This is a genomic window from Nostoc sp. ChiQUE01b, from assembly GCF_034531255.1.
Classification (GTDB): Bacteria; Cyanobacteriota; Cyanobacteriia; order Cyanobacteriales; family Nostocaceae; genus Nostoc.
In genome coordinates, this window is record NZ_JAVRBM010000057.1 from 38,222 (window position 1) to 59,064 (window position 20,843).

Consider the following 20,843-nt stretch of genomic DNA (forward strand, 5'->3'; position numbering starts at 1 on the left):
GTAAAAAAACAAGCAAACAAGGCATTGTATGAAACGCGGCAAGGACGAGTAATTGTTGAAAGTAAAGTAGCTGACGCTAAGAAACAAGCGAATGATGCGCTATATGAAACACGTCAAAATAATCAGAAGTTTAATGGGGAAATAGTTGGATTAAGAACTTTTGTTGAGACAAAGATTCAAGTTTTAAATTCTCAAGTATCAAAAGTTAGCAATGGTGTATTTGATACTGTTCAAAAATCTGTAAACATTGTTAGATCAAAAATTCAATCTGACATTAAAACCGAAACAGAAAGTACTAGAAAATATGTTGACAGAGTGCTAGTGCCACGTATTGAAGCGACGGTTACTAAAAGTACGGGAGTAACCGCAGAAATGGCAAAAACAATAACCTATGTAGAACGAGTGCTAGTGCCACGTATTGAAGCAACGGTTACTCAAAGTACGGGAACAACCGCAGAAATGGCAAAAACAATAACCTATGTAGAACAAGTGGTAGTGCCACGTATTGAAGCAAAGGTTACAACAATTGAAGGTACTACGGCTGGACTAAGCCAAACATATCAGCAATCCTATGAAGCTCAAGCGGCGAAATGGAATGCGGATTTAAGCAAAATTCAAGGAAAAGTCGGGCAGATAGAAAGTGTTACATCCTCAAGTAGCTACAAATCTACAACGGCTGAATTAACCAAGGATTTGAATTTACTCAAACAAGAAATTCCTCAGATAAAAAATGATGTTGAAACCAAGAAAACAGACATCCTAAAGATTAATCAAAACATTCCTCAGATAAAAAATAATGTTGAAACCAATAAAACAGAAATTTTAAAGATTGATAAAAAAGTAACGGAACAAGCAAAAGTGAATGAGCAAGCGTTGCCAAAGCTAGACCAAATACTCGGTATACTCCCCTTAATCCCAGCCCGCGCAGCCGCAGCAATCAGACTGGATATTCCTACTATTCCACAAATAGAAACCGCGGCAGTCACGGGCACGTGCCGAACGACTCAGCAGGACGAATAGCTCTCTGGCGATTCACTCTAAAGGTAAAACATCGTGGAAACGGTTGTAATCAATGTAGCGATGTCCATCGGGTGTGTGGTGAAAGATATCGACAAATTGATTGTTCCACAAAATCTCATTAGCACTATAGCTATGACGGGCATTGACGACTTGGGCAACTGTTTCATCAATGCCACTCAAAGAGACAATCAGCATAGTATTTGTCTGGGTTAACGATTCTGGTGTCATCCCAGATAAAGGACTAAACTCATCAATGACATGCATCACTGACCAGCTTAACGTGAAGCTAGGTGTTTGGTTCCTCACCAGTTTGAGATCGTGGAACCGACGCATGAATTGTCCTTCTAGGGTTACTTCGTCGCGCATTAAGTAGACTCGCATCTGCGCCTCCAGAATCGTATTGCGACGCTTATTAGCGCTGCGAAATATCAGAGTCGGCATCGCATCATGAGCTGTAATCACAGCAACACGGCTAAATAGTACACGGGCTGTAGGTCGAGAGAATCGAGCAAACGCTAGTCCTGTCATCACAGCAATTCCCACCAAACCGATCATTGCTTCAATCGTGACAATAATGTTGGCGTAAGTTGTTTTCGGATACATTGCCCCATAGCCGATGGATGCTAGGGTTTGGACGCTAAAGAAAAAGACATCTAAAAAAGAGCCAGGTTGGGCGTTGGCAATACAATCTCCTCCGATTAAGTAAGCTAGGGCAAATAGAGCATTTATAGTTACATAGAAAGTACAAATCAGGAGCAAAAAGCCAGTCCACGGAATCGTTAGCAGCAGATGATAAGGATCGCGCCAGTAGGAATGCCATGCACCCATACCTATAATCTCAAATTTTCCATCTTGAATTTGAATCTTAATCGGTGGGATCAAACGCTGTCGTTTCTTGGGTAAAAGTCTCTTCAGTCGAAATTTCATTGCAAGTAGCCAAAAGAACGGCGACTGCTTAGTATTGTAAATTAAGTTGCTTTAGAGACATTCGCTCTAGACAATTAGAGAGTAAGCTAATACGCTTACATATTGCACTACTTTTTGTAAAGACTGTCATTAGTCATTTGTCCTTTGTCCTTTATAAACACCAATGACAAATGACTAATGACCAATGACAACAAAGCGTGAATGTACAATTTAAATGCGTAACAGCTTAAGAAGTGGAAATTTAAACTTTCTTTTCTTAAATCAGCAAAAAAATAGGGTGTGCAATGCCCACCCTACTATATTTATCTGCTAGAAACTTATTGTTATGGCTTTAGTGATTGACCTTTAGAACAGCGATCAAACCACTCCTGGTATTTTTTCTGGTGTGACTCATCTTCAACAGTAATGGTAATACGCACCTGCTTACAGCCGTGATTTCGTTCTAGTGCGATTGCATTCAATAATAAATTAGCAATTTTAGGCGAGTTAAATTCGCCGCTTACCGTTAAACTGTTGTCAAAATGTGTAGCTTCAAGTCTTTCTGCCTCAGTCAAATAAACGCCAGGAATTTCTCCTTGTCCTAAATCAATTTCTGCGAGTTGTTTGTGTTCTGGGCTAATTTGTTCCACAATCAGCTTTTCACGCCGGACAGGAACTTGTACCATCTGGGTTTCAATTACTTTGCGAACAATTACCTCACCAACTTTACGCTTACTGCTTTCAATAACTAGTCGTTCTTCTATTAGACGAATAATCTGTTCTTCAGGAACCTGTTCTAAATTTAATGGCTCAACTGGGCTATTGGTAATTTGATTTTTAGCTAATTGCTCAGTTGAGTTAAAATCGCCTGGTGTTTCTGATTCTAAATATTCAGGCATATATTCAATTTCTGATTTGTTTAAGTCTATGAAAACAGATTGAGTCGGCTTGTCTATTTTTTTTATTCTTTGGCTCTGCAACTGAAATAAAGAAGGATGTTTATCAGCTAACTGCTGGCTAGATTCAGCAGTTTTTTGATTAGCCCGGTTAGATACAACGAGGTTTAGCCGACGATTACCATCCACAATTAAATCATGAACTACTCCTACTAGCTGACCTTGATTATCAAACACAGCAAAATTGTTCACCCTCTTTCTTAAATCTGCCAGCGAGGAGATAGTGCGAGAATTACCCTTTGCCTGTAAAGTGTTTTTTGCCATAGTTTGGCTATTCATCTGGGAAGTTTACTAACTGCTTTCTACTTGGCTAAATTAAATAGACTTCTTGCATAAATCCAAAATAAGAACCCCACCCCGCCTTTGACTTACGTCAAAGTCTCCCCTAAGAGCCTGCTCTTAGAGGCTGGGGGTGGGGTTTAAGGGACTTTTGCAAGAGGTCTAATGTATTAATCATCTGGATACCATTTAGAAAACATTTGCGATCAATGGATTTATCCAACTCATATCCAGAGTAATATTTGCAATCAAAAAACTTAAGTGGTATCAGCTATTGTAAGCACAGGTAAAGCCAATTCAACAGCCTCACCTGTACTGTGTAGAATTAATTATTAGTCATTAGCTAGTAACTAATGACTATGTTTACTTAGCGTTCTTCAATCGGAAGATTACCAGAATTCACATCTAACTCTTCACGACGCACGGTTTCTTGAGTTTCAACTGTGTCTTGATCGACTACTTTTCTAACTCTAACTTCTTCACGCAAAAATGCTTCTTTGCGAACATCAGCAGTTTCTTCGTGGATTTCTATCCGAGCAACTTCGCCTTCACGAAAGTCTGCTTCGTACCCAGAAACAGCCGTACCTGCATCTACTGGAGTTACACGCTCAATCACAACTCGTTCTCTTTCTACTGGCACTGCAATCCGTGCAGTATCAGTTTCAACATGCTTGCCAATCGTTACTTCTCCAGTTTTTTGGCGTCGTTTGCTAGCAATCAGCCGTTCTTCGTACAATCTCAGAGTTTGATGATCTTGCTCATTTAACCCGTATAAAGCAGGCTCATTTTCGTAAGTATAGCTATCACGGGCGTAAGTGGGAGTTGTACCTAATGGTGTTACAGGCGATCCTAAAGGATCTAATCCTGCTAAAGGGTCTAATGGTGTTGCAGCTTCTACACCAAGGTTGTAGTCTGTGGGCTGGCGATATACGCCACGCACCCGTTCTTCATAATCGTAATCGAGGGTTTGACGCTCATTGAACTCAGGCAAATCTTCAGCTTGCTCTCTAGTCAAACCAACTGTGTAAACGCGATCAACGTTATAGTCGATACGGGCGCGGCCAATTGGTAGTAATACTTTTTTACCAAAAATCCAGAAGCCTAAGTCAACAACTAAATAGCGAAAATGACCTTCTTCATCAACTAAAACATCGCTAATAGTACCAACTTTTTCATCAGTTCCCTGTGTATAGACACCCAGCCCTTTAATGTCATGACCATCAAAACTGTCTTTATAGCTAGGCTCAAAATCTTCTAATTTGTAAAGAACCATGTATGTTTAACCTCAAATATTTTTTGTCATCTCTTAATAACTAAACTAGACATTTATTTATTTTTGTACATCCATCTGCCGAATGAATTATTTCCAGAGTTAAATAATCGAAAGTTATAGAAGTTTTTAATCTATCTATATGGTTAACTATAGACATTAAATTGGGAACATCTCTCTTTACTTTTGTAAAGATATGTCTAGCTTTAGTACACGGTATTCATCAGATATAGCTATCCGATTTGATTCGGTGAATTACTCGTAGAGACTAGGGACTGGGGAAGGTGGGGCCCCCTCTGGGGATAAGGGGTAATGGGGACTCTTAAGAAGGAATAAAGGTGTACTGAGTTTTTTTTCACGCAATCAAATATGAGTCCTATATATTAAGATTTTCATCGCAAAGTTTTGTATCTTTGGATCTGTACAGAATTTCTCAAAATATAATTTTTTGGAATTTTAAGATTTATAACTTCCTAGAAAGTCGAGAATCTTGTTATTGAATAAAAAACACAGGCAGAGGTAAAAATTAACTTTGCCTGCATGATTATTTTCAGATAAATTTATCAAACAAATTTCTAAACCAGCTAATTAAATAGCTTTATATGCAGTAACACCATATTATTCCACATGTAAATTTCCCGCAGTATCAACATCTAACTCTTCTCGACGAATAGTGTCTTGTGCTTCCACAATGTCCTGTTCTACTACTTTCTTCACCCGGACTTCTTCACGCACAAACGCTTCTTTATGTATCTCAGGTGTTTCTTCATACACTTCTATACGCGCTACTTCCCCTTCTTGAAACTGAAGTTCATTAGGATTTACAACCTTTCCTGCTTCTGTTGGTGTAACTCGCTCAATCAGAACTCGTTCTTTTTGAACGGGTACTGTAACGCTTACAGTTTCTGTTTCAATATGCTTACCAACCGTTACTTCTCCGGTTTTGATGCGATGTTTGTTGGCAATTAATCGTTCTTCATAGAGTCTAAAAGTTTGATGAGATTGCTCATTCAACCCATATAAATCTGGATCTTGTTGGTAATTGTATGTATCGCGATCGTAAGTCACACCGCTAGTTGGAGAACGAAATACACTACGTACCTTTTCTTCGTAATCATTATTAACGATCGCGTCATCTGTATGATCGGCTAAACCTTCTATTTGCTGTCTGCTTAACCCATCAACATAGACGCGTCTTTCTGGATAACTGATGCGGCAAAGACCAATTGGTAGTAAGATTTTCTTAGCAAGAAAATCTAAGCTTATATCAATAATTAAATACCGAAAATGACCATCATCATCAACTAAAACGTCAGCAACTGAACCAACTCTATCTCCCCCGCCAGTATAAAGATCCAGCGCTTTCAGGTCGTCTCCGCCAAAAGTTTCTCGATAATTTTGATCAAAATGTTCAAGTTTATGAAGAGGCATACGCTGTTCCTAAGTTGTTTATAAGGTTTATTTACGAGTGTAAAAAATATTGAGCTAAGTATCCTCCTGCTGGCGACTGAGTTTAATGGAGATATTTGAGGATTTATATTATTAGGGGAATACTCAAGTGAAACAGCCCTGCGTTTTAAGGGGATTGGGCGATCTCGTCTGCGTAAGTCCTAATTAAGAGCCAATACTGAAACAATGGGAGTAGATACTACAGAACCATGCAGATTATGAGTGAACTTCCAAATAGTCTTGAAGATGCGATCGCCCAATCTCGTGTAGCCGTCCAAGCTGCCCTTGCAGATGGCTGTACTCGCTTACAAGTTGAGTTCCTGTTCCCAGAACTGAAGTTTATGCCGGTGGCGGAACAATTTCTGCCGGCGTTTACAGCTTATGATTCCCGTTTGAAGATTTTCTTTGCTGACGCTGGGGCTGCGGCCCTAGCCCGTCGTAATTGGGCAGATGCACCATTTCAAATTTTGGATATTGGTACGGGTAGGGCTGCTTCCTTGCAGACAAAAATTCAGCCGGAGGATGAAATTTTCTTATTCATTGCCCCGACATCCGTAGAAGTGCCGCAATTGGAAAAGTTGTGTGAAGTAATAGGCGATCGCCCTTTAGTCTTGTTAAATCCTCGCTTAGAAGATTCTGGAACCGTGGGCATTGGTTATACAGCGAGAAAAATCCGCGATCGTTTTATCAGTACCATTGAATCAGCCTATTACGTGCGCCCCATAGACGATCGAAGTGCCCTATATCGCTGCTACCCAGAACAGTGGGAAGTTTGGCTGGAAACCGGCGGCGAATATCAAAGAATTGCCGAATTACCCACAAAACCATCTGGTGATGATTTGGATCTCATTGTTTTAAAAGGACAACCGCAAACAACAGACGCGACACCTGCGAGAAAACCCAGTCTATTTAAAAGTTTGCAACGGTTCTTAAAAGCATTGAGTAGTTAGGATAATGCAGAGGTAGCAGGAGGAAACTTAATTGCCTGCTGCCTCCTCATTTAATTCGTTGTACCCTACTAAGGTTATAATCGCAGACTTAACGAGAGAGAATATTACAAGATATGAGTTAAGCTAAAGTGCGTCAATGGGTAAGGGTGAGCAGTGAAGATAATGCTTTCGATTAGAGGATGAATCAGTATTTTGCAACGGTTGCTCGCGGATTAGAAACCCTCGCGGCTCAGGAGTTAGAGCAGCTGGGTGCTCATTCAGTGGAGCCTGGGTTTTGCGGTGTAGCTTTTGAGGGCGATCGCACCCTACTTTATCGCGTTAACCTCTGGGCTAGGCTGCCGTTCCGAATTTTGGTGAATATCCATGAGTTTACATGCCTTGATGCCAAGGATCTCTATCGCGGTATCCAGACTATCGATTGGCTAAACTATCTCACGCCAGACATGACGCTGGCGGTGAATGTCACGGGCAAAAACGATCGCCTCAACCACAGCCACTTCACATCTCTCCAGGTGAAAAATGCGATCGTTGACCAGCAAAAAGAAAATCTGGGTGAACGTTCAAATGTAGAGCTTCATGCACCAGATGTGCGGATCAATGTTCATATTGAACGCGATAGTTGTACCGTCAAACTCGATAGTTCTGGAAATAGTCTGCACCGCCGAGGCTACCGTCCTGCGGTTGGATCAGCCCCTCTAAAGGAATCTCTGGCTGCTGCCCTCATTCAACTTTCAGGTTGGCAGCCAGACCAGATGTTCTACGATCCTCTATGTGGATCTGGCACTTTACCCCTGGAAGCTAGTTTAAAGGCACTGAACATAGCACCAGGACTATTTCGTGAGTGTTTTGGATTTGAAACTTGGCTCGATTTTGACTTATCTCTTTTAGAAAAGCTGCTGCAAGAAGCTAAGGATAGCCAACTGGATACCCTGCCCGCGCCTATTTGGGGAAGCGATCGCGATGAAAATATAATAGAGCAAGCGATTAACAATGCTCAAAATTGTGGTGTTGATAACCATGTATGGTTTTCTCAAATCGAGTTAGCGGATGTTGTCGCCCCCGCAGACAGTGGGGTTTTATTCTGCAATCCACCCTATGGCGAACGGCTGGGGCGAGATAGCGATTTAGGGGCGTTCTATAAACTTTTGGGTGATGTGTTAAAACAACGCTTCAAAGGCTGGACTGCGTTTGTGCTTAGTGGCAACAAGGAACTGTCTCAATCGATTGGACTGAAATCATCCCAGAGGATTGCAGTGTATAACGGAGCGTTACCTTGTCAGTTAATGAAATATGAGCTGTACTAACACAGAATTGGTCAGCCCCTTCTGGTGCGTCCGCTACGCCAACGGGGAAGTCAAAAGTCAAAAGTCAAAAGTCAAAAGTCAGATTTGTGATTTGTATAGCACAAGCCTTGGTGGTTAGAACATTAACAGATGATGAAACCTAGACACAAAGAGACTTTTCACCCAGTCCCCATTACCCCTTATCCCCAGAGGGGGCCCCACCTTCCCCAGTCCCTTGCTATATTATGGTTTAGTGATCGCATACGTAACAGGGGCATTACCAACCCCAGTATTCCCAGATAAAGACTCGGCTATGAGTTTAACTTCTCCAGTTGCGGTGCGAATGAATCCGGTTGCTTCGATGATGGGGATATATGAGGTGGAGGCGATGGGTTGACCTTGGCGTTTCAATTCAGAGAGATCACGAATATCATTCCAAGTGCGTTGGCTCCCTACCGATTCATTTGGGTTGGGCGGCAATCCCCCTCGTCCCGTCACCACAAAACTACTGCCTTCAGCATTGCATCCTGTGGCAACTTTTTGGCTAGGATCTGCGAAATTTACAGGCAGTTGGACGATTCCAGCACTTGGATCGACACCCAAATTATTAATCTGCACTGTCCCACTCACACCAAATTGCGAACTGGCAGTAATATCACTATTGGGCGTGTTCTGGGGCTGAAACTGGAGTCCAAAGATGCCCTGAGAAGCAATGCGAATTTTGCCGCCGTTCCCAGTAAACGCATTGGCGCGAATATCGCTGTCCTCCGACAGCACGCCAATGATGAACCCGTTGGGAATATTAATCGTAATATTGCCGCCATCGCCCCCCGATTGAGCGGTACCTGCGGTAGTCGAAATCAAGCTATTGTGCCGTAGCGACAACAAATTGCCTACATCCAGGGTAACGTTGCCACCTTGAGTGCTGGCAGTTTCGGCAGTGAGGGATGCACCGATATCAAGCTTCAGTTGATTGGCTGTAACCGAGATATTGCCGCCTGTACCACTACCTAAACTATCCACTGCGATCGCTGCTTCATCCTGGAACAAAGCCGTTTTTGCTCCGACTGTAATGTTACCGCCCTTGCCCGTAGAACCCGCAGTTGTAGTGGCAAACAGTCCAGTGCCAGCACCAGTGAGCGTTAATTGGTCAGTCTTAAATGTAATATCCCCTGCATCTCCACTGTTGGAAGTATTGGAAGATACCCGCGCTCCCTGACTCAAGTTGATACCATCGGCAGCAATCGTCAGGTTTCCGGCGTTGCCACTGCCAGAGGTGGAAGCAGATAGTTCCACCCCATTGTTAAGAGTCAGTTGCCCGGTGGTAAGGTTGATATTGCCGCCTGCACCGCTACCTAAACTACCCACTGCGATCGCCGCTTCATCCTGGAACAAAGCCGTTTTTGCTCCGACTGTAATGTTACCGCCCTTGCCCGTAGAACCCGCAGTTGTAGTGGCAAACAGTCCAGTGCCAGCACCAGTGAGCGTTAATTGGTCAGTCTTAAATGTAATATCCCCTGCATCTCCACTGTTGGAAGTATTGGAAGATACCCGCGCTCCCTGACTCAAGTTGATACCATCGGCAGCAATCGTCAGGTTTCCGGCGTTGCCACTGCCAGAGGTGGAAGCAGATAGTTCCACACCCCCCTTGATATTAAATTGCCTAGTCGTGACGCGAATATTTCCAGCATTGCCACTGCTACTTGTTTCAGCAGTTAATTTCCCTGCCCCTGTCAGGGCGATCGTGTCTGGAGCAGTAAGAATCAAATCACCGCCTTTACCGCTACCATTGGTAGACGCAGAAATTTGGGATTGGGGCGCGAGGAAGACATTTAAATTAGGATCGTTGGCGTAGGGATTGAGCCGTAGCGTGCCAGCAGGAGCTTGTCCTTGGGTATCGGCAAACACTCCCACGATACCCGCGAGATTCATTTGAGAAGTATTAAGGGTAATGCTGCCACCACCTTCAGTATTAGTTGCCGTGGAGCTTGCTGTGGCGACGATGCGGGCGTTATCGGACAAATTGAGACTGGGGGTATTAATTATAATATCCCCAGCTTTGCCTGTATCGGTGGCTGCTACTGAAACGACGGGGGCAGCACCTTCTACCTGTGCCGCTGCCTTTGGTGTCGCTTTCAATCCGGCTGTTGGTGAGGGTGATAGCGTTGGCGTAGCCCGCCGCAGGCATCGCTCTCAACTACTTTTGCTCAGTAAAAAATACATTGCCTGAAAATTTTATGACACTGGGGATGTGTTGTATTGTTGGAGTTTGTGAGAACCGCGACCAAAATCTGCTGTTGCATGGCATTGGCTATCTCGATAGACTCAATCTGAATTGGTGATATTTTTAATCCTCTTTAATAAATTTAAATTAAGTTAAACAAACTTGAAACTATGTGTAAGTCTATATTCTGGCAGTTAGTATGACAACTTTTGAAACAAGTGGCAGTATAATCAGTGACTGACAATCTGCAATTTATTTATCGTTAAAAGGTAAGGCTATTTATGTCAGACCAATTCACCTTTACCGTTACCAATAAAACTGAATTGGCAATTACAGAGTTGTGGGTATCTGCCGATGATGAAGAGTGGGCTTCATTTAACTTGGGTGAGTTAGGGATTCCATCAGGTGAAACAGCAACAATTGCTTGGGCTGAATATACAAATGGTTCACCCTGTGAATGGTACATTTCTGCTGTATTTGAAGATGAATCAGAAACTGAGTCAGCCCTATTTAACTTCTGTAAAGAACCAGCTTTAACAATCGGATAAATTCTGCACTGCGATCGCGCTTGATACATGATTGCATATTGACCAAATAATTACTAATTCGTAATTCGTAATTACTTGGTGTCAGAGCAAGCACGCTCATCAAGAATGAGCGTGGTCAACTTTCGTAGTGGCGCTTTCTTGCCCCCCACTAATTGCAACTACGAATTACGTTAGCGTAGCGGTAGCGAGTCTGCGTACTCTTTCAGAGAAGCAAGCTACGCTTTTAGCGTCTCGTAGAGAGCGTCATTATCAATTACGAATTACCTTGACTTCCCCGAACGCGAGTGCGTCCCGTAGAGAAGGGGCTGACTGCGCCTATTTGGGGAAGCGATCGCGATGAAAATATAATCGAGCAGGTTTGTAGTATCTTGAAAGCGATCGCTCTCAACCTCAAATCGGATACAAAGTATTTCAGATGTAATTCCTCAAAATACTTAAAGCCACCGCCTCTGCCACCTTAATACCATCGATACCAGCCGAGAGGATTCCCCCGGCGTATCCCGCGCCTTCACCAGCTGGATAAAGACCGACTGTATTTAAACTTTGATAATCCTCTTTGCGTTTAATCCGAATCGGTGATGAAGTGCGGGTTTCCACCCCAGTCAACACGGCATCATCCATTGCAAATCCTTTAATTTGTTTGTCAAAAGCGGGAAGTGCTTCACGGATGGCGGCGATCGCATAATCTGGTAAACTCTGACTCAAATCACCCAAATGTACCCCTGGTGTATAAGACGGCTTAACAGTGCCCAATGCCGTAGAAGGGCGATGATTGAGAAAGTCTCCCACCAATTGCCCTGGCGCTTCATAAGTTCCACCGCCCAACTCAAATGCTCGTTCTTCCAAGCGCCGTTGGAAGTCAATTCCCGCCAAAGCATTGCCCGGATAATCTTCGGGAGTGATGCCCACAACGATCGCACTATTGGCATTGCGTTCATTGCGAGAGTATTGGCTCATCCCATTGGTGACGACTCGCCCCGGTTCTGATGCGGCTGCAACCACCAAGCCCCCCGGACACATACAGAAACTATAGACGGAACGACCATTTTCGCAGTGGTGAACCAGTTTGTAATCGGCAGCACCTAAAAGCTTATGACCAGCTTGAGGGCCGAAACGACATTGGTCAATGAGAGACTGGGGATGTTCGACTCGAAAGCCGATAGAAAAAGGTTTCGGCTCTATGTAAACTCCACGATTAAATAGCATTTGGAAAGTATCGCGGGCGCTGTGACCCACCGCGAGAACTACATAATCGCTGGCGATATATTCCCCACTGGCGAGGGTGACTCCCCGCACCTGTCCATTTTCGATGTTGATATCTTCCACCCGACTTTGAAAGCGAATTTCACCGCCGAGGGATTCGATTTTAGCACGCATACTTTGGACGATTCCCACCAGTTTGAAGGTGCCAATATGCGGTTTGTTGATATAGAGAATTTCCGGTGAGGCTCCCGCATTGACGAGTTCAGTTAGTACTTTGCGCCCATAATGCTGAGGATCTTTGACTTGACTGTAGAGTTTGCCATCAGAAAATGTACCCGCCCCACCTTCGCCAAACTGGGCATTAGATTCGGGGTTGAAGTCTGATTTTTTCTTCCAAAAGCCAAAGGTATCAACGGTGCGATCGCGGACTTGTTTGCCACGTTCTAAAATGATGGGATGGAACCCCATTTGTGCCAGCATCAAACCCGCAAATAATCCACAAGGCCCAGTACCAATCACAATAGGGCGAATCGTCAAATTGCTAGGTGCTTGTGCTACTGCGCGATAACTCATGTCTGGCGTGAGCATCACATGAGGATCTTTTTTCAGGCGCTTGAGTAGATGAGTTTCTTGAGTCGTTTCTACATCCAGAATATAAACAAGGGTAATCTCTCCTTTCTTACGAGCATCGTAGCTACGCTTGAAGATGGAATAACCGATCAAATCTTCGTCCGTGATTTGCAGCTTTTTGAGGATGGCAGTCTTGATCTCATCTTCAGGATGATCGAGCGGAAGCTTTACTTCTGTTAGTCGTAACATAGCGAGGAGAAATACATACTGTCTATCAAAATATTAATCAAAATCACCGAATTTTAGATTTTAAATTTTGGATTGAAGATTCAGAATCCGTCTTGGAAAGTTTGCTCAAGTCAGCAGAGCCGCCCACGTAACTTTACACAAAATTTAAAAAGGTCTAAACGCGAACAGCGTCCCCAAGAATTGCTCCCCAATTTATACTCACTTCGCCAGAAGTAAGCTACGTGCAATAAATCTAAAATCCAAAATTGTTAAGCATGGGGTCAATCCAAAATCCAAAATCTAAAATCTAAAATCGTTTGACAGCCGCCTCTAACATTCGTATTGTTCCAAGTTCAGCATTTATTTCCACTTCCACACCGATTGGCAAGGTAAATTTATCCTTAATATGACCAATCATTGAACCGTACCAAGCAGGAATACCTAAAGGAAGTATGTGGTCTTGCAATACTTGCATTAATGTAAACGATGGTTCATCTCCAAGACTACATTTAGTGCATTGCCCAAAGATAAAGCCAGCAATTTGATTAAGTATTCCAGCAGTTTTTAACTGCGTCAGCATCCTATCTATACGATAAACATCCTCGCCAACTTCTTCCACAAACAGAATGCTTTTGTTCCAAGAAGGTAGGTAAGGTGAACCTACCATTGCTGATAAAACTGACAAGTTTCCACCCACAAGTTTACCCCTCGCCTTTCCCGGTGCTATTATCTGCATCCGCACTTCGTTAGGGTTGAGATTTTGCATTGTCACAGCTTCAGCATTAAATAGGATGCGCTTGAAGTAATCGACTGTAAACTGATTCCAGATAGACGTGGCAACTGGCCCATGAAAAGTAATCATTTGACTACGGGCATTAATTGCTAACAACAGCGTCGTAATATCGCTATAACCGATGAGAATTTTCGGATGGGAGCGGATCAGCGAGTAGTTGAGTAACGGTAAAATGCGATTACAACCCCAACCACCACGCATAGGAATAATTGCTTTTATGGTGCGATCGCTAAACATTAAGTTTACATCCTGGGCGCGATCGGCATCTTTACCCGCTAAATAGCCGTAACGATCTAAAATATGCGCCCCTAGCTTGACTTTTAATCCTAACTGTGAAAGTGATTGCTGCGCTGCTTCGATGTCTTTAGCTTCAACGATACCCGCCGGGGCGATTAATCCGACGGTATCGCCCACTTGCAGGCGAGGCGGCTTACGGATGGTGCTTGGAGATAGCTTACCTTGGGCGGTAAGTGGTGATATCTGGGTGGCTAGTGTAGCTAGTCCAAAGGTTGTGATAAATTCCCGACGTTTGATTGCCAATTCTATCGTGGAGTTAAAGGAAGTATCCATTGCTTGTTTAAATTGCTCCATTGAGTATGTAGCATTATTAACCGTATTGATGCGATCGCTATTTGCCATGTATCCTTCTAGCAACAACATTAACGCCTTCGCCTGTTTTGCACGTTCTGATTTACTCTCACCACCCTCCTGCTGAATAATCGCTTCAGAACCTTGACGTAGCAAGTTAATTATCTCAGCTTGATTGATATTAGCTACTGTTTTAAATCCTAGTTGCTGACACAAAGAAACTGCTTGTTCCTGAATCTTTGCTTCACTTAAAAACGTCAAAACAACACGTTCTTGCTCTATTTCTGCATACTCGATTTTGCATTCTGTACCTGTAGCATGTCCCTCTGCACTGTAGAGTAATTCCCTTTCTAAGAGTGCATTAATTAGCATTGATTTCCCGGCACTAAAAGCACCTGCAAACACAATTTCAAACTTGGGAGAAATCGCTTTACTTAAAGAAGTTCGTACAGGTGTAATATCTTGGGAATGTAGCGTTGGTTCTTGTTGTAAAAGTTGTAATATAGATTCAACCTGCTCTTTCAAATTTTTGCACTGAAGCGGCATATCTGACATATTCAGCATCCTGACAATATTTATGTATATCTTAGTAACATTTAGTATTATAATTCAGCGAAATTACTGGAAATTTCACTGTGCTTTAGCTGCTGGATATTACTAGGACTGACGCACTGTACAAATTAATTAAGGAATTTAGGGGAAACTAAAACTTTTTATACCGACAATACGACTTTTCAAACATCCTTTGAAACAACGAACTTCTAGCTTATAACCTTAAAATAATTCGTAATTGATAGTCTTTAATTACGAATTACGAATTACGAATTAGTAATTATTTAAGTCCGACTCCCTGACTAACAACAAATAAACACAGGAGAAAATCATGGCTAATTCATTCTTGAATCTCACTGACCTGAATGGTAGTAATGGCTTTATTATAATTAACCGCATTGCACAAGCTAGTGAATCAGGGACCTTAGTCAGCAATGCAGGGGACATCAATAACGATGGCATTGACGACCTGATTATTGGGACAAATGGTGTGGAGGAAAGCCAAAGCTATGTAGTGTTTGGCGGAAAGAATTTGGGCAGTGGCGGCACCCTCGACCTCTCTGATTTAAATGGCAGTAATGGTTTTATAATTAACGCCATTACTCCCTATGACCACTTGGGCATCTCAATCAGCAATGCGGGGGACATCAACAACGATGGCATTGACGACCTGATTATTGGGGCAAATACTGCCGACGCCAACGGCATCGAAAATGCTGGGCAAAGCTATGTAGTGTTTGGGGAAAATAATCTGGGCAGTGGCGGCAGCCTCAACCTCTCTGATTTAAATGGCACTAATGGCTTTATAATTAACGGCATTGCAGCAGGTGACTCTTCAGGCTACTCAGTCAGCAATGCGGGAGATGTCAACAACGATGGCATTGACGACCTGATTATTGGGGCAAATGGTGCCTCCCCCAACGGCAAGGTTGGTGCTGGGCAAAGCTATGTAGTATTTGGGGAAAATAATCTAGGCAGTGGTGGCACCCTCAACCTCTCTTCTTTGAATGGCAGTAATGGCTTTATAATTAACGGCATTGCAGCATCTGACTACTCAGGCTACTCAGTCAGCAATGCGGGGGACATCAACAACGATGGCATTGACGACCTGATTATTGGGGCACCTTATGCACCTTATCGCTCTCCCAACGGCATGGAAAATGCTGGGCAAAGCTATGTATTGTTTGGGGGAAATAATCTGGGCAGTGGCGGCACCCTCAACCTCTCTTCTTTGAATGGCACTAATGGCTTTTTCATTAACGGCATTGCATACGGTAACTACTTAGGCGGCTCAGTCAGCAATGCGGGGGATATTAACAACGATGGCATTGACGACCTGATTATTGGGACATATAATGCTGGGCAAATTGTAGTGTTTGGGAGAAAGAATCTAGGCAGTGATGGTACCTTTAACCTCTCTTCTTTGAATGGTACTAATGGCTTCTTTTTCATTCAGTCAGAATTCTCAGTCGTCAGCAATGCGGGGGACATCAACAACGATGGCATTGACGACCTGATTATTGGGGGATTTCATAGCCGGCAAAGCTATGCATTGTTTGGGGAAACGAATCTGGGCAGTGGCGGCATCCTCAAACTCTCTTCTTTGAATGGCACTAACGGCTTTATAATTAATGGCATTGAAATTCAAAGCCCTTCTTTCTACTCAGTCAGCAATGCGGGCGACATCAACGGTGATGGCATTGACGACCTGATTATTGGGGCAGATAATGCCTTCGCCAACGGCAAAAATTCTGATGGGCAAAGTTATGTAGTGTTTGGGGGAACGAATATTGCTAGTAGCAACACCTCTGGCAACCTGACTGGAACTCCCGATGCAGATAACTTCTTTGGCACACCTAGCAACGACATCATTAATGGCTTGACTGGTAATGATAGCCTAACAGGCAACGGCGGTCAAGATAAATTTATTCTTCGCCTTGGCGATAACGATGACACGATCACCGATTTTGGTGGCATTGGTAAAGGCACAACCCCAACTTCAGTTGTAATTGCCAATGTTGACACCTTGCAATTTACAGGTAGTGGTTTAACTGCCCAAAATCTGCAATTAACTCAAAATGCTAACAACTTAGAAGTTACCTTTGAAAATGTGGCATCTACCAAAGTCACTCTGCAAAACTTCAAATTAGAAAACCTCGATAATCTGCCTGCTTCTGGAGCAACACCTGCGATTGGCAATATCCTATTTGATGGGCAAACTAACATTACTGACAGCTTTGATGTCTTCGATGCCAACTCTACTCAAACTAGCCTGTTTAACGAAAACACAGTCACATTCCTCAATAACTTAAATAACAACATCACAGGTTTTGAAAACTCCAACGATGTGATTAATGCTCAAGGGGGTAATGACATTATCTATGGCTTGAGTGGCAACGATCTATTGCGAGGCGGTGATGGTAATGATACTCTCGTCGGCGGTGCTGGCAATGATACTCTTGTCGGCGGTGCCGGCGCCGACTCTTTCGTTTACAACACCGATGCAGCCTTTGACCTGACTGCTGTTGATGTAGATGCGATCGCTGACTTCAACAGTTCCCAAGGTGATAAGATTATCTTAGATAAAACTACCTTTAGTGCGATCGCTTCAACTGCTGGAACAGGTTTTAGTAACAAGAGTGATTTTCAAATCATTTCTAATGCGGAAACCAGCACAGCGAAAATTATCTACGACGCTTTTCGTGGACAGTTATTTTACAACCAAAATGGCAGTGCGGCTGGTTTTGGTAATGGCGGTCTATTTGCAACTCTGACTGGTGCGCCAACTCTGAGTGCATCAGATTTTGTTGTCCAAGTTTAGATGCTATCAACTTTAGAGTTAGAAATTGCCACTTGGGAAAAACAGCGTAATCAGGAACGAGCAAGTGTGAATTGGCGCTTTTAAACCACTGATGCATGAAGAAAAATGGAGCGCTTATACCCGATTGTCTGACCCAGCAAAGTTGCTTTGGTGGACTACTATGTGGATTTAAGTGAGTAGGAGTCGAATGCCCAACAGAATAACTACCTCCTATCATCTTTAAGATATACCCAAGATAGATGTAATAGTATCTAATATGTGCTAAGTACTCAATACTACCAACTGAAGGATTGAAAATTATTATTTTTCTACATAAAATTAAAAATCTAAAATTAAAAATTGGTAACACTGATGGCTAGGAGTGTTAAAGTTTCAAGAAATTCACCGAAACTTTTCAGCGGGTATTCATGCTGAAGAAACTACAGAAAAAACAAATTTCGATAATTGCAGGTGCAGCACTGTTTGCCTTTTTAACTGGGGCAATGGTATCAGCACCTGAGATTGGCAAGTCTCTAGGGAAATGGCTCAAACTGAGTCAGAATCAAGCAGAGCAAAAATCGGACGGTAGTGTTGCTCAATCAGCCGTCTTTGGGTTGATATCGCAATCACTGCCAGAACGGGCAGCAAAACTAGCAACGATCGCTGCCGAATCGCGATCGCCAGATCGGAATCGCGCTCGTTATCTTTTGGCGAGTGATTACATTGAAAGAACCCAAGGGCAAAAAGCTCTAGTTTTACTCCAAGGATTAGAGAAAGACTATCCCATCCTCGCGCCCTACATTTTGCTCAAACAAGCCCAGGCAGAGGATATGCTGGGTGAGGACGGCAAAGCCTCGGATCTCAGGCAAAAAGTGCTGAAACTTTATCCCAAAGAACCGGCCGCAGTGAAAGCGCTATATCTAATTGCTCAACCAAAGCAACAAGAAACTGCGATCGCTCAATTTCCTTCCAATCCTCTAACTTGGGATATTATCCGCAAACGCTTGCAAGAAAATCCCAATCAGCCACAATTACAATTGATTTTGGCTAAGTATGCCTACGATCAACCAGGTATAGTCGGCGTTTTGGATCAGCTAGTAAAAGAGCCTACTCTCAAACCCGAAGACTGGGAACTCATTGGTACAAGCTATTGGGAAAATAATCAATTTCCCAAAGCGGCCAATGCTTACGCCAAAACACCGAAAACATCGCGCAACCTCTACCGTACTGCACGAGGCTTACAGGTGGGAGGCAAAGATAAAGAAAAAGCGATCGCCACCTATCAACAATTAGTGCAGCAATTTCCCAATAGTGAGGAAACAGGGACGGCACTACTGCGGTTAGCCGAAACCGCAAAAACACCTAAAGACGGCTTACCCTATCTTGAGCAGGTAATTAGTAAATTTCCCAAACAAGCTGGTACTGCATTGGCACAAAAAGCCAAAACTCTCCAAACTCTTAAGGATCAAAAGTCAGCTAGCGCGGCGTGGCAATTACTCATAGGTAAATACGGTAACTCTGACGAAGCAGCAGAATACCGTTGGAAAATCGCCCAAGATAAAGCCGAAGCTAAAGATTACGTCGGTGCTTGGCAATGGGCAGAACCAATTGTCACTAATAACCCCAATAGTATTTTGGCTCCAAGAGCGGGCTTTTGGGTAGGTAAATGGGCGGCTGCACTGGGGAAACAGCAAGAATCTAAAACTGCTTATGAATATGTGATTAGCCAGTTTCCCTACTCTTACTATGCATGGCGAGCCGCGACAATGTTGGGGCTAAATGTCGGCAATTTTGACAACGTGCGCATCATGAACCCAGAAGTAATCGCACCTGTGCGCCCATTACCGCCTGCTGGTTCTGAAACTTTCAAAGAATTGTATCTGCTAGGTCAAGACCGTGATGCCTGGTTACAATGGCAAACAGAATTTCAGAACAAAATTCAGCCAACGGTAGCAGAGCAATTTACTGAAGGGTTAATGCGACAGGCTAAGGGAGAAAATCTCATCGGAATTGATGAAATTTCTAAATTAGAAGACCGGGAAATACCAGCCGAACTTGCCGAATATCAGACTCTGAGTAAACAAATCACCTACTGGCAAGCGCGTTATCCATTTCCCTATCAGCGAGAGATTGAAAAGTGGTCTATTGATCGTAAACTTAATCCTCTGCTAGTAACTGCTTTGATGCGTCAAGAGTCACGGTTTGAACCAAAAATCAAATCTGTCGCTGATGCTACTGGTTTAATGCAGGTGTTGCCGAGTACGGCTAAATGGATCGCCCCACAAATCAAAGTGGATTTCAAAACAATCAACTTAGAAAATCCCAACGATAACATCATGCTGGGTACATGGTATTTGGGTCATACCCACGATCAATATAACAATAACTCCTTGCTGGCGATCGCTAGTTACAATGCTGGCCCTGGCAATGTTTCCAAATGGTTGCAAACTCTAACTACAAAAGATCCAGATGAGTTTGTTGAAGAAATTCCCTTTGATGAAACTAAAAATTATGTGCGGCAAGTATTTGGCAATTACTGGAATTATCTAAGGCTTTACAACCCTGAGATTTCTGGCATAGTGACAAAGTACTCGACTACACACCCAAAACTACCGAGCCAGTGATTTTGCTATTTTGGGGTAGAAAGGGGCAGGGGGCAGGGAGGCAGAGGGGCAGAGGGGCAGAGGGGCAGGGGGGCAGGGGGGATTAATAACTTACTACCAGCACTCCTGAATTATTCTCATTTATGGCTAAAAGGCAGCATTTTATACATAGTCCAGATTAAGCAAACGTTGTTTTTTCTGTTGAGATGGTGAGGCGATCGCTAATTGCTTGAGTTTATTACACCTGTAAGCGTTAATATATCTTAATGTATGAAGTGTTGCTTGTTTAGCGCCCTCCTTAATTTTCATGCCCCAATGGAGTTAACTTCAAAAGAATTTCAGTCAGAACTGATATTAGAAGTCCAAGGCTGCCTGCAATTGGCAGTTCCCCTGGTAATTACTTAAATATTAGAAGCGGGCATTCCTTTATTGGATGGGGTGATGATGGGCTTACTTAACAGCCAAGCTTTAGCTGCGGGTGCTTTAGATACTGTTACCTTTTTTACCCTAGCTTCCGTTTGTCGTTCTGTTCTTTCAGCCGCAGACTTACGTCAAAGTCTCCCCTAATACCATTTCACGAAAAATTTGATGCAAATAAAGCATCAAGAATAAAATCCCAAC

General features: G+C 43.1%; 15 protein-coding genes and 1 pseudogene. 7 read left to right on the forward strand and 9 right to left on the reverse strand.

What is annotated here, in order from left to right:
• Positions 1-24 precede the first annotated feature (24 nt).
• Positions 25-1,020: a hypothetical protein gene (locus RMY63_RS28830; RefSeq protein ID WP_322731986.1), complete on the forward strand. Its 996-nt coding sequence runs from the start codon at positions 25-27 to the stop codon at positions 1,018-1,020.
• 12 nt (positions 1,021-1,032) lie between these two features.
• On the opposite strand, the gene RMY63_RS28835 is transcribed toward RMY63_RS28830, so the two are convergent.
• From RMY63_RS28835 to RMY63_RS28850, 4 genes are all read right to left on the reverse strand, one after another.
• A complete protein-coding gene (locus RMY63_RS28835; protein ID WP_322731987.1) occupies positions 1,033-1,947 on the reverse strand; it encodes an ion channel in 915 nt (304 codons plus the stop codon).
• 323 nt (positions 1,948-2,270) lie between these two features.
• Positions 2,271-3,161 (reverse strand): YsnF/AvaK domain-containing protein, encoded by an 891-nt coding sequence (locus RMY63_RS28840; RefSeq protein ID WP_322731988.1) that lies wholly within the window; start codon positions 3,159-3,161, stop codon positions 2,271-2,273.
• 367 nt (positions 3,162-3,528) lie between these two features.
• The gene (locus RMY63_RS28845) at positions 3,529-4,434 is read right to left on the reverse strand and encodes a DUF2382 domain-containing protein (RefSeq protein ID WP_322731989.1); all 906 of its coding nucleotides are present in this window, start codon (positions 4,432-4,434) and stop codon (positions 3,529-3,531) included.
• 615 nt (positions 4,435-5,049) lie between these two features.
• Positions 5,050-5,862, reverse strand: coding sequence for a DUF2382 domain-containing protein (locus RMY63_RS28850; protein ID WP_322731990.1), 813 nt, complete (start codon positions 5,860-5,862; stop codon positions 5,050-5,052).
• 236 nt (positions 5,863-6,098) lie between these two features.
• Between RMY63_RS28850 and RMY63_RS28855 the strand changes: the two genes are divergently transcribed.
• Positions 6,099-6,830 (forward strand): DUF1995 family protein, encoded by a 732-nt coding sequence (locus tag RMY63_RS28855; protein WP_322731991.1) that lies wholly within the window; start codon positions 6,099-6,101, stop codon positions 6,828-6,830.
• A 179-nt stretch (positions 6,831-7,009) separates the two neighbouring features.
• Positions 7,010-8,134 (forward strand): THUMP domain-containing class I SAM-dependent RNA methyltransferase, encoded by a 1,125-nt coding sequence (locus RMY63_RS28860; RefSeq protein ID WP_322731992.1) that lies wholly within the window; start codon positions 7,010-7,012, stop codon positions 8,132-8,134.
• A gap of 222 nt (positions 8,135-8,356) precedes the next feature.
• Here RMY63_RS28860 and RMY63_RS28865 read toward each other — a convergent pair whose 3' ends face one another.
• Positions 8,357-10,252: an S-layer family protein gene (locus RMY63_RS28865; RefSeq protein ID WP_322731993.1), complete on the reverse strand. Its 1,896-nt coding sequence runs from the start codon at positions 10,250-10,252 to the stop codon at positions 8,357-8,359.
• Positions 10,253-10,618: 366 nt separating this feature from the next.
• Between RMY63_RS28865 and RMY63_RS28870 the strand changes: the two genes are divergently transcribed.
• A complete protein-coding gene (locus RMY63_RS28870) occupies positions 10,619-10,885 on the forward strand; it encodes a hypothetical protein (protein ID WP_322731994.1) in 267 nt (88 codons plus the stop codon).
• A 411-nt stretch (positions 10,886-11,296) separates the two neighbouring features.
• On the opposite strand, the gene RMY63_RS28875 is transcribed toward RMY63_RS28870, so the two are convergent.
• From RMY63_RS28875 to RMY63_RS28885, 3 genes and pseudogenes are all read right to left on the reverse strand, one after another.
• Positions 11,297-12,907 (reverse strand): NAD(P)/FAD-dependent oxidoreductase, encoded by a 1,611-nt coding sequence (locus RMY63_RS28875; RefSeq protein WP_322731995.1) that lies wholly within the window; start codon positions 12,905-12,907, stop codon positions 11,297-11,299.
• Between the two features lie 286 nt (positions 12,908-13,193).
• Positions 13,194-14,219: an LD-carboxypeptidase gene (locus RMY63_RS28880; RefSeq protein WP_322732000.1), complete on the reverse strand. Its 1,026-nt coding sequence runs from the start codon at positions 14,217-14,219 to the stop codon at positions 13,194-13,196.
• A 39-nt stretch (positions 14,220-14,258) separates the two neighbouring features.
• Positions 14,259-14,822, reverse strand: a pseudogene (locus RMY63_RS28885) (dynamin family protein); the annotation flags it as partial.
• Between the two features lie 328 nt (positions 14,823-15,150).
• Here RMY63_RS28885 and RMY63_RS28890 point away from each other — a divergent pair.
• Complete coding sequence (locus RMY63_RS28890; RefSeq protein WP_322731996.1) at positions 15,151-17,640, forward strand: FG-GAP-like repeat-containing protein; 2,490 nt, start codon at positions 15,151-15,153, stop codon at positions 17,638-17,640.
• A 407-nt stretch (positions 17,641-18,047) separates the two neighbouring features.
• On the forward strand, positions 18,048-20,243 hold the full coding sequence (locus tag RMY63_RS28895) for a transglycosylase SLT domain-containing protein (protein WP_322731997.1): 2,196 nt from the start codon (positions 18,048-18,050) through the stop codon (positions 20,241-20,243).
• A 141-nt stretch (positions 20,244-20,384) separates the two neighbouring features.
• On the opposite strand, the gene RMY63_RS28900 is transcribed toward RMY63_RS28895, so the two are convergent.
• Complete coding sequence (locus RMY63_RS28900) at positions 20,385-20,531, reverse strand: hypothetical protein (protein ID WP_322731998.1); 147 nt, start codon at positions 20,529-20,531, stop codon at positions 20,385-20,387.
• A gap of 132 nt (positions 20,532-20,663) precedes the next feature.
• Between RMY63_RS28900 and RMY63_RS28905 the strand changes: the two genes are divergently transcribed.
• Complete coding sequence (locus RMY63_RS28905) at positions 20,664-20,789, forward strand: hypothetical protein (protein WP_322731999.1); 126 nt, start codon at positions 20,664-20,666, stop codon at positions 20,787-20,789.
• The last annotated feature ends 54 nt before the right edge of the window (positions 20,790-20,843 follow it).